Below are 6923 nucleotides of genomic sequence, written 5' to 3'. Positions count from 1 at the left end.
TGGTGCCGCTTGGCTTCCAGCTCGGTGACCACGACCACCGGGAGAACGACCTCGTGCTCCTCGAAGCGGGTCATGGCGAGAGGGTCCGCCAGGAGGACGCTGGTGTCGAGAACGTACGTGCGCCGGTCGCACTTGCGGGAGCGGGCCGGTTGCGGGAACCGGATGCCGCGGTCTTCGCTGCTCATGAGACGTCTCCTTGCCAACGGTGCCGATGCCGGTGCCGGTGTCGTGCGGTCGGAGCGGGAGTCACGGCCCGATCGACGGCTCGGACGGCTCGCGGTCCGGCACGGCGGGTGATCCTTCACGGGGTCGCGGTGGACGCCGAATCGACGAGGTGTCCCGCGATCGACGTCCGGGCGCCGCCCGTGGTCGCAGGAGCATGCGGGAAACCTCGGTGGACGGGGCCGGCGGAAAATGCCGACCGGTACGACGTTCTTTTCCGGGCGTTCTCCCTCCGCGGGTGTGAGGAGTGGGATTCCGAGGTTTCCAAGGATTCCGAGGCCACCTGGCCAGTGGCGAAACGGCGTCTGACGAATACCGGAAGAAAGTCCGACGGTCCACCGTGGGTGGCGATTGAGGCGGGTGTTCGTAGAAGATCGGTCTGTCCGGAAGAAATCCGGGATGAGGGTCACCGGTAATCGACGGGCGCTTCGTTGAGAGCACGATAACCAGTGAGGCGCGCCGCCGGAATGTGAGGTGGATCACAGTGTGGTCCGGTTCGCGCGCGGTAAGGCTGTTCTCCTGCGGTGTCGAGCACAGTGTGCGTGGGCGGGGTGGTGTCGAGGTCTTCCCGGCGGGGTCGGGCCCGGTCCGCCGGGCGAAGGGGGTGGCCGGTGCGCCGGGTTGGGTGTTTTTCACTCTCGTTCCGGAAAAGCTGCGTGCCGGGAACATTTCGGTGGGGCGCTCGGTCTGACGCTCGGTCATGCCCTTGATCGCGATCCCCGGAGTGCTCTTGCCTGAAACGTCGTCCACCGTCGCGACCGTGCCTCGACCCCGCACGGCCGTGGGCGGACGCCGTCGTCAGTGCGGGCGGCGCAGCCCTGCGACGAGGAGCGCGACCAGCGGGCGCGCGTCGTAGCGGGGGTCGCTGTCGGCGCCGATGCAGAGGTTCCCGATGCCGCGCATGAGCTGGTAGGCGTCGAGGTCGTCGGAGATCTCCCCGCCGGCGACGGCCGCGTCGAGGAACTGGGTGCACGCCGGCAGCAGGCGGTCGAGGAAGTAGGCGTGCAGTGCCTCGAAGCCGCTGGTGTCGTTCTGGAGTGCGGCAGCCAGGCCGTGTTTGGTGACGAGGAAGTCGACGAAGAGGTCGAGCCACCGTCCCAGGGCGGCGTGCGGGGACGGGCCCGCCGCGAGCAGGGCCGGCCCGGCTTCGGCACAGGCTTCGACCTGGTGGCGGTAGACGGCGATGACCAGGTCCGCCCGGGTGGGGAAGTGCCGGTAGATCGTGCCTGTTCCGACGCCGGCCTCGGCGGCGATGTCGCGTACGGGTGCGTCCACACCCGAGGTGAGGAAGACCGCGGCGGCCGCGTCCAGCAGGGTCTTCTGGTTGCGCCGGACATCCTTGCGCTTCGACTCGGGTGTGGTTCCGGTGCCCTGACCGCTGTCACCCACCGTGGCGTTCCTCTCGTGAGCCTTGCGATACGGAACGACGTTCCGTATCGTTTGCGGAACGAGGTTCCGTTTTGCTCATGATGGCAGACCCCGAGGCCGCCGCGCTCGCGCTCCACCCGGACGTGACCGGACGCTGCCACCGACACCCGCTGCGCCGACACCGCTGCCGACGCGGCCGCGCGCGAAACGGCTCCCCGACCGGCCCGGCCCGCGGTGCGACCAACTGCCAGGGCCCAACCGAACCCCACGTTGCGAGAAGTCCGAACGGAAGGTCCTTCCATGTCCGACTCCACCGCCACCGGTGCGCCCACCGTGGTGTTGTCCGCGAAACCGCTCGTCCTGCCCGCCCCGGGCCGCGGTGACGACCTCCAGGTCCGTGTGTCCGCGCCCGTGACCGGCAGCGATCTGCCCGTCGTCCTCTTCTCGCACGGCTTCGGCTGGTCGATGGACGGCTACGCCCCGCTGGCGGACCACTGGGCGGCCCAGGGCTTCGTCGTCGTCCAGCCCACCCACCTCGACTCCCGGACACTGGGTCTGCCGGCCGAGGACCCGCGCACGCCGAGGATCTGGCGCCTGCGCGTCGAGGACCTCACCCGCGTCATGGATGGGCTCCAGGTGCTGGAGGCCGCCGTGCCGGGCCTCGGCGGGCGCGTCGACCACGGCCGCATCGCCGTGGCCGGCCATTCCTGGGGAGCCCAGACGGCGAGCACACTGCTGGGCGCGCGCGTCCTGGACCCCGACGGCGTCCCCGGCGAGGACATGACGGACGCCCGCGTCACGGCAGGTGTGCTGCTGGCACCGGCCGGCCTGGGGGACGACCTGGTCCCCTTCGCCGCCGAGCACTTCCCGTTCATGCGGCCGTCCTTCGACGCGATGGCCGCACCTGCCCTCGTCGTCGCCGGCGATCGCGACCAGTCCCACCTGTCCACGCGTGGACCGGACTGGTCCACCGACCCGTACACCCGCAGCCCGGGGCGCAAGAGCCTGCTCACCCTGTTCGGGGCGGAGCACTCGCTCGGGGGCATCCCCGGGTACGAGGTCGCCGAGACCACCGACGAGAGCCCGGCCCGGGTCGCTCTGGTCCAGCAGCTCACGACCGCCTTCCTGCGCAGTGCCCTCCACCCCGGGGACGCGGCCTGGCGGACGGCGACCGCCGCGTTGGCGGAGAGCGCCGACCCGCTGGGGAGGCTGGAGAGCAAGTAGCGCCGTCCTCACCGGATTTCGGCCCGGCCCGGTCGGCCCGACCGGGCCGGGCCGGTGGGTGCAGCCGTCTTCGCCGCGGCCGGGTGTCCTGCACGGCCGGTCGGCGAATCCGGAGGTTTGTCCGCGCGGATCGGGGTGAGGAGAGGGTCCGGGTGGGCACAGCGTGGTCCGGGCGGCGGGTTTCCCCCCTCCCGCCGTCCGGGCCCGTCCCGCCACGGCTCAGAGCCCGGCCGGCGTGACGTCCCTTCACCGGCGGCCGGGCGTCGCACGTCCGGCCGTGCTGCGGGAGATGCCGGTGACCAGGCCGTCTCGGTGCCTGCCTGTAGAACCGGTGACGGTGCAGGTGGCCGGCGCCGTTCGCCGACGATGAGGTCCGGGAGTGTCCGGGAACTCCATCGCGCTGTACGGTCGGGCGAGTACCGCAGCCGTCGACCCAGGAGCCGCGATGGGACCGGATCATGTTCCTGATTGGTTCTGGGAGGTCCTGGAAGCGGCACGACCGCGTCTGTCTGCCCTGGAGCAGTGGTTGGAGTCCCCCTCGCGGGAGGTGCTCGAAGCCTTCGCGCTCGCGTACGAGTCCGCGGCGGAGTCGCTGGCCGACTTCTCGGAAGGTCTGAGCGTGGACGGGGACGTCTGGTCCGAGGACAGCACCGAGGATCTGTGCCTGTGGGTCGTCGGGCAGGGCCACGGGCTGTGGAGCTCGGTGGTGGCGGGTGAACTACGGCTGGAAGAAGTCGCTCAGATGTATCTGGGCCGTGCTCCGTTGCTTCCCGAAGGCACGGAGCCGTGGGACGGGGATGTCTCGGCCCCTGAGCACCGGGGCTACCAGTCTCCCGGGGCCATCGTCCACGGCGTCTACCGGACACGATTCGCCGAGGAGCTCCATGAACGGCTTGAGGGTAGGTGAGCCCGGAACGGGTCCAGGCTGTGTCCGCGACTACGAGCGGCTGCCCGAACACCACGAGGCCATGGCGAAGTGGTCGATGATCATCCTCGGGACCCGCCGACTCGCCCCGATCCTCAGCCGTCTCCCGCACGACGTGACCGCTTCTCGGTCAGGCGCCCGGATCAGGAGTGGTCGAGTCGGTCCTCGCGGACTCTCCGGGCGAGGTCGATCTTGGTGTGGGTGGGCCGCCCCGCCGCCCGGTACTTGGCCTTGACCCTGCCGAGGTAGTCCTTGGCCGTGTTCGGGGTGATGCCGGCGCGGCGGGCCGCGGAGTCCAGCGTCATGCCCGACGTGTAGTCGAGCAGGATGCGAAGCTCCTTGGGGGACAGGCGCGGTGTGCCGGACGGGCCGGGTCCCGGCGCGGGCGCGTCACCCCTGGCGATCCGGCCGAGCCAGTCCGGCAGGGCGGTGGCCGCCAGGTCGTTGCTGAAGACTTCCGGGTTCCGGCCGCAGCGGTAGACGTCGTCACGGATTCCGCCGTGCCCACGGAAACCGAGGCCGCGGATCAGGTTCTGGTAGTCGGGGCTCGCGGTCGAGACGACCAGGCGTCCGGCTTCGACGCCCTGCCGTAGGACGTGGCGCAGGAGGTGGGCGCGCGCGGCCGGGTCGCGGCAGTGCGCGGCGCCGAGGAACAGCCCGCCGCCGGTCAGGGTTCCGCTGTGCTGCTGGAGCAGCGGTTCCACGCCGTCGGCCGTGCGGGCGCCGATCGGCATCAGATTGGCCACCCCGATCGCCCGGCCGTCGCGGTCGAGGGCGAGGTGGAAGGCGGAGACGTCGTCGGTGGCCCACCGTTCGGTGAGGCGTTCGCAGCGGCGCGGGTCGAAGCCGCTGTGGAGGGCCCACTCGTGCATCAGCCGGGCGATGTCGTCGCCGTCCGTGGCGAGGGCGGTGCGGAAGCCCACGGTGCGTTCGCCGGCGGGGAAGAGTTCGCGGCGCAGCAGCGGATGGCCGGTGAGGAAGAGCCCGTGGTCGGCGAGTTCGGCGCGCTCGCGGCCGTGGTGGGCGCGGCCGAGGAGGGTGAGGCGGTAGTCGCGGGCGTGGCTGCGGGCACTCTCGTGTGCTTGCGGCCGGCGCCAGCGGTAGGCGAGTTCGAGGATCGTTCGGTACGGCTCGGTGATCCGCAGTCCGAGGGCGCCGCGCTCGACGATGCTGAGCGCGGCGAGCCGGGTGAACTGGTCGGGACCTCCCGGGAGGAGCTCCTCGTCCGCGGCCCGGACGGTGGCGAGTGTCCGCAGTGCGTGTCGCCACCGCCGGCCGGGCAGTTCGCGGCCGACGCGCTCCAGGATCACCTCGGCGAGCTGGTCGGCGATCGCACCGGGGGATGCCGGCGGCGGGGAGCAGGCCAGGGCGCGGCAGGCGGCGTCCGCCAGCAGCGGGATGCCGCCCGCGAGTCGAACGGCCAGTGCCCGTCCTTCCTGGGACTCGACGGCCGCCGCCATGGTGGTGATGAGCCCGTCGCAGGCCGGTGGCAGGGCGAGGGCGGCGATGTGGGGGTGTGCCCAGCGCGGATCGGCCAGGACCGGCCGGCGGCTGACGACGACCAGGCTCGGGCGCCGGGCGCCCGTGTCCTCGTCCAGTGCGGCGCTCACCGCCTCCCGCCGCTGCCGGCCGTCGACGCCGTCGATCACCAGCGTGCGGCGTGCGGTGGCCGGGTCGGCCAGAGCCCGGCGCAGCCCGGACAGCGCGCGGGGCAGGTCGAGGTCGATTCTTGTCGTGTCGTCCAGTCGTGCTGCCAGTCGGGACTTCCCGACCCCGAGCGGGCCGGTCAGGTTGACCAGCCGATGGGCGGCCACCGCCCCCCGTAGCTCCTCCAGCGTCTGCGAGCCGTTCCCCCCGGAGCCGCCCACGAACACCCCCTGTCGTGCCGGGTTCGTTGCTTGACGCACCGTACCTCCGGTGAGCCTTCGCGCCGGGAGTGACACGCCGTCAAGTTGCTTCGCGGGTGCGGGTGGCGTTGCAGACGGCCGGTCGATCGGCAAGCCCCCCGAACGGGTGGCTGACGGGCGCCCGACGTGCGGAACTAGCGTGCGGTCAGGGCCACCACCGCACGACCGACGCCGCGAACCCGCTCCTGTGTCGAGGGGCCTTCACGCGGGGGTGGTGGCCGAAGGACGCAAGTGAGAGGAGAGACCCGGATGAGAACCCGGATGAGATGGCCGAAGACGGTCCGCGGCGCGGTGACGGCGGCCGGCGGACGTGGGGGACGGACGGGGGCCACGGCCGGTGTGTCCTTGGCAGACCGGCCCGGACGCAGGAGGGACCCGGCCCGTACCGCGGAGCCGACACCGGCCGGGGCCGTGCGCGTCGACCGTTCCCGTGACCGCCGAACCGACGACCGAGGAGTTCCCGTGGGCCGCTCGTCCGCGTTCCGTCTCCGTCCCCTCGCCGTGGCCCTCGCCGCCTCGGCGTGCCTCGCCGCAGGAACCGCGTCCGCCCAGGCGGCCCCGGCCGGAGCCGAGGCCGTCGCGGGAGGCGCGTACGCGAACCCCGACGGCCTGTCCGAGGTCAGGACGTTCACCGGCAACGGGGTCGGCACCTCGCCGTCCCAGGCGGTGGACGGCGCGGTCCGCACGGCCCGCGCGGTCGCCCAGTCGGCCGGCTGGCAGGCGAGCCAGTGCCACGTCCGCGCCACCGACGTCCGGTCGGTCGGCGGCGGCGTGTACGCCGCCGTCGCCAGCCTGTTCTGCCAGCGCTGAACCCCACCGATGTCCACCCAGAAGGAGATACCGACATGACCTCGATGCTCGCCCGGAGTGGGGCTGCCGTCGTTCTCGCGGGCCTCGCCGTGCTCGCGCCGACCGTCGCGCACGCCGACGCCCGCGTGCAGGAGACGCGGAACTTCACCGGCTCCGCCTACGAGAACAGCCCCAAGGAGGCCAAGCGGGAGGCCGAGAAGACGGCCCGCCGGAGCGCGTTGATCAGCGGATTCCTCAACGAGCACTGCGTGCTGCTCTACGCCGACTCCTACCGGCTCGCCCCCGGCTACTACGGGGCCAACGCCGCGATCAGCTGCACGCGCTGATCCGTCGGATCTCCCGCTGGGGCGCACCGGTGCGCCCCAGCGGGACTTCGCGGTCCGGCGCGCGCCGTGCGACTCGGTCCGCCCCGCGGTCGTCCCCCGCACCCGTCCCGGCACCCTCCCCCGCGGCCCGCTCTCCGGGCC

General features: G+C 72.4%; 7 protein-coding genes. 4 read left to right on the top strand and 3 right to left on the bottom strand.

Annotation, left to right across the window (positions count from 1 at the left end; all coding sequences use genetic code 11):
- Together ACFWIC_RS40270 and ACFWIC_RS40265 are read right to left on the bottom strand one after the other, a co-directional pair.
- A partial coding sequence (locus ACFWIC_RS40270) for a PIN domain-containing protein (RefSeq protein ID WP_380522105.1) occupies window positions 1-185 on the bottom strand: 185 nt, incomplete at its 3' end.
- An 835-nt stretch (window positions 186-1020) separates the two neighbouring features.
- The gene (locus ACFWIC_RS40265) at window positions 1021-1611 is read right to left on the bottom strand and encodes a TetR/AcrR family transcriptional regulator (RefSeq protein WP_380522103.1); all 591 of its coding nucleotides are present in this window, start codon (window positions 1609-1611) and stop codon (window positions 1021-1023) included.
- Between the two features lie 279 nt (window positions 1612-1890).
- Between ACFWIC_RS40265 and ACFWIC_RS40260 the strand changes: the two genes are divergently transcribed.
- Both ACFWIC_RS40260 and ACFWIC_RS40255 read left to right on the top strand, forming a co-directional pair.
- A complete protein-coding gene (locus ACFWIC_RS40260; protein WP_380522101.1) occupies window positions 1891-2814 on the top strand; it encodes an alpha/beta hydrolase family protein in 924 nt (307 codons plus the stop codon).
- 445 nt (window positions 2815-3259) lie between these two features.
- Window positions 3260-3721, top strand: coding sequence for a hypothetical protein (locus tag ACFWIC_RS40255; protein ID WP_380522099.1), 462 nt, complete (start codon window positions 3260-3262; stop codon window positions 3719-3721).
- A gap of 161 nt (window positions 3722-3882) precedes the next feature.
- On the opposite strand, the gene ACFWIC_RS40250 is transcribed toward ACFWIC_RS40255, so the two are convergent.
- Entirely contained in the window at window positions 3883-5553 is a 1671-nt protein-coding gene (locus tag ACFWIC_RS40250; protein ID WP_380522097.1) for a hypothetical protein, read from the bottom strand.
- Between the two features lie 555 nt (window positions 5554-6108).
- Between ACFWIC_RS40250 and ACFWIC_RS40245 the strand changes: the two genes are divergently transcribed.
- Window positions 6109-6456 carry a hypothetical protein gene (locus ACFWIC_RS40245; protein WP_329879497.1) on the top strand — a complete coding sequence of 116 codons (348 nt, stop codon included), beginning with the start codon at window positions 6109-6111 and terminating at the stop codon, window positions 6454-6456.
- A 35-nt stretch (window positions 6457-6491) separates the two neighbouring features.
- Window positions 6492-6782: a hypothetical protein gene (locus ACFWIC_RS40240; protein WP_380522095.1), complete on the top strand. Its 291-nt coding sequence runs from the start codon at window positions 6492-6494 to the stop codon at window positions 6780-6782.
- The last annotated feature ends 141 nt before the right edge of the window (window positions 6783-6923 follow it).

It is taken from the genome of Kitasatospora sp. NPDC127035 (assembly GCF_042726075.1).
In the GTDB taxonomy this organism is placed as follows: Bacteria; Actinomycetota; Actinomycetes; order Streptomycetales; family Streptomycetaceae; genus Kitasatospora.
This window is presented reverse-complemented; position numbering and strand designations above follow the sequence as displayed.